At 55.7% G+C, this 2,898-nt stretch carries 2 protein-coding genes; one reads left to right on the top strand and one right to left on the bottom strand.

Going from position 1 to position 2,898, the window contains the following annotated elements:
• Positions 1-182 precede the first annotated feature (182 nt).
• Positions 183-1,331, top strand: coding sequence for a GNAT family N-acetyltransferase (locus SMC5_RS09920; protein WP_119120585.1), 1,149 nt, complete (start codon positions 183-185; stop codon positions 1,329-1,331).
• A gap of 984 nt (positions 1,332-2,315) precedes the next feature.
• Here SMC5_RS09920 and SMC5_RS09910 read toward each other — a convergent pair.
• Positions 2,316-2,675: a hypothetical protein gene (locus SMC5_RS09910; RefSeq protein WP_119120583.1), complete on the bottom strand. Its 360-nt coding sequence runs from the start codon at positions 2,673-2,675 to the stop codon at positions 2,316-2,318.
• Between the last annotated feature and the right edge of the window lie 223 nt (positions 2,676-2,898).

Raw genomic sequence — 2,898 nt, 5'->3', positions numbered from 1 at the left:
CCGATTCACTGGCAGCTCCCCACTGACGTCGCAACTGGTTTCCCGGGGTCACAGTCAGTGTCGGCGACAATGCTGACGCTGCCATGTGACCAACGATACACGAGGAATGACATGGAGAGGGTTGTGACTCTCATGACGGAGTGGGATGGAAGTCGTCCGCGTTCCAGAGATGACGGCGTAGCATGAAAACCATCAGACGGGACAGTCAAGTCTTGCTGCTACTGGACGCAGCAGTTGCCGAGGACAGAGCAGAATGGATTGCGCACTGGTCAGCATCGAAGAGTCGGCGACCACACGACCATCCGGGCTTTCTTGAGGCGATGTCTTCGCCTGGCGAACGGCCGATGGCGATTGCATGCCTCTGTGAAGGGCGTTTGCTGAGTCTATACCCATTCAACGTGCTCGACCTTGCTCAGCTACCCTTCGCACAGCAACTGGGCAACTCACCCGGGGTAGATGTCATCTCACCCTATGGTTACGGAGGAGCAACATTTGAGGGTGACGATGCCGACCGGCAAACTGCTGAAGAGTTGCTTGAGTATGCTCTTCATTCGTTCTTCGCTCAGATGAATGTCGTATCAGAATTCGTGCGCGAAGACCTCTTCACTGAACACTTGGCCCCTCGCCATGACGGCGAGCATCTCGTTCAGCAGCAGAACGTCGTCGTGGACCTCCGGATCCCCATGGAAGAGCGCTGGCTGAGATATGCGCCAAAGGTTCGGGAGAGCGTTCGCCACGCTGAGCGAGCCGGGCTCAGAGTGGAGATCAGCAACAGCGCAAGCTTCCTGGAACCGTTCCTCGGCATCTACTATGACACAATGAAACGTGACCATGCCAAAGACTACTATTTCTTTCCCCTGGACAAGCTTCAGCATCTGCATGATTCTCTGCAGCCCTATGGAGAGCTTCAGTATGTACTGGTATTCCTCCAGGAGCGCGTCATTTCAGCCCAACTCCTGCTGCTGTCGGCGGATACGGTATATTCTTTCCTGAGTGGTACTGACGCTGCTTACTTCAAGTTGCGTCCAGCTGAGCTGCTCAAGCACAAGGTCGTTGAGTGGGGTCACCAGAGAAGGTACTCGAGTTTCGTGGTTGGTGGCGGGCTCAAAGCGAATGATGGACTGTTCCAGTTCAAGAGAGCGTTTGAGCCGCGCGGGCTCATGGATTTCTGGGTCCGGCGTGTTGTGTGGAACAAGAGTCAGTACAACTTGCTTGTAGCTGCCAGAAAGAAGTGGGAAGCGGGAATGGGCCGAACATGGGAGCCGGAGCCATCCTTTTTCCCTGCATATCGTGCCGACTCGGCAGTCGAACGGTCACAGGAGGTCATATGATCAGTCTATGGTATGTTATAGATCACGTGCGGAACGGTGCAATGTGGAGAGATTTGCGCCAAATGGAATCCTCTCAGGATTTGTCGTGGCGTGAAATTGCCGCTCCAAGGTTGGAGGAGCTTCTTACGTGGAGCCAACTTCACGTTCCTGCACATCGCGCGCTGGAGCACAGCCACTCTCTCGACATACTTGATTTGCTCGAAACGCTGCCCATCATGAAACGTGAAGACCTCATCAACGATCCGGGCAAGTACACAAGTGATGTGTTGCCCAGATCTGTTCACTGGAAGTGCACCGGCGGTTCGACGGGAGTCCTGCTGCATGTGTTACAGGACTCACGATACGGTGCAGCCAATTCCGCAGGTAGTTACCTTTTCTTCAAATGGGTGGGATGGAAGCCAACCGATCGCATCCAGAAGATCTGGGGATCGTATGCTGAGGTGCTGGGAGACCACCCGACGGTCAAGCGGCGCCTCTTGAACTGGCTCTATGGGCAGCCTCAACTGGACGCAAACGCGCTCAGAGCAGGGGATTTCGACCGTTACGTTGATGTCATCGACCGCACGAGGCCGGAGATCATCTTGTCATATGTGAACGCTGCTGAATCACTGGCCGAGTATATCAACATTAGTGGTCGACGGCTCAGCTATACTCCCCGAGGTGTTGTTACGGCGGCAGGCACGCTCTTTCCAGACTGGCGGAGGAACATAGAGCGTGCTTTCGGCTGCCCGGTCTTCAACCGATATGCGTCTGACGAAGCAGGTTGCATTGCGTGCGCGCGTGGCGCTGATGCTCTCTATGTGAACCCATCAACGCACATTGTGGAAGTTGTCGATGCTGATGGTCAACGTATCGCACATGGTACCGGGCGGATCCTCGTAACCGTGCTCAACAACCTGAGCATGCCGCTCATCCGCTACGACACTGGAGNNGATCGATAGTGCGGAGTCTCTCTACCCACAGCATGGCTGGCAGCGCCTGGAATCAGTGGATGGAAGAGAGTTGACCATGCTCAGGGGTCCAGACGGGAGCCGTTTCAGCCCATTGCTCTTCACACATCTCATTGATGTTGTCCAGAACAAAGGGTTCATCAGCCAATATCAGATCGTCCAGCGAGGCCTGGAGAAGTACACGATTCGCCTGAAGTTGTGGCCTGGACTCAGCCCGGAGGAACCCAGAATACGTCTGTCTCTCGACGGTTTTCGCCATGATATGTTGGCCGTGCTCGGTTCGGCTACGGTAATCGAGTTCGCGTTTGTAGACCAAGTTGAAGCCTTCCCGTCCGGAAAGGTGCCCTTCTGCATCGTACGTTTTGATGAGGAGCCAGCCCATGCGAGTGCCCATGATTGATGGCCTCCTTGCTTGTGACGCGCGAGCCCTTCGCTACGGCCCTCCGTTGTCAGGCCGGTGGCAACGTTCACATTTGGGACAGCGCATTCTTGGGCGCTGGCGAGTTGGCTGTCAGGGCACTGCGGCCAGGACGTGGGCGAATGAGTGATGGAGCATTGAGTGCTATTGTGTATGATGCACCTGAGGCAATCGCCGCCGCTGGCGGGCCTGCTCGAGC

It is taken from the genome of Candidatus Cryosericum odellii, assembly GCF_003570935.1.
GTDB lineage: Bacteria > Caldisericota > Caldisericia > Cryosericales > Cryosericaceae > Cryosericum > Cryosericum odellii.
Note: the sequence above shows the minus strand (reverse complement) of the source record. Positions and strands in the feature narration are given on the sequence as shown.

Bases quoted from the DNA above. Each gene is read 5' to 3' on its own strand.
- SMC5_RS09920 (WP_119120585.1), top strand. From the start codon at position 183: ATGAAAACCATCAGACGGGACAGTCAAGTCTTGCTGCTACTGGACGCA.
- SMC5_RS09910 (WP_119120583.1), bottom strand. From the start codon at position 2,675: ATGGGCACTCGCATGGGCTGGCTCCTCATCAAAACGTACGATGCAGAA.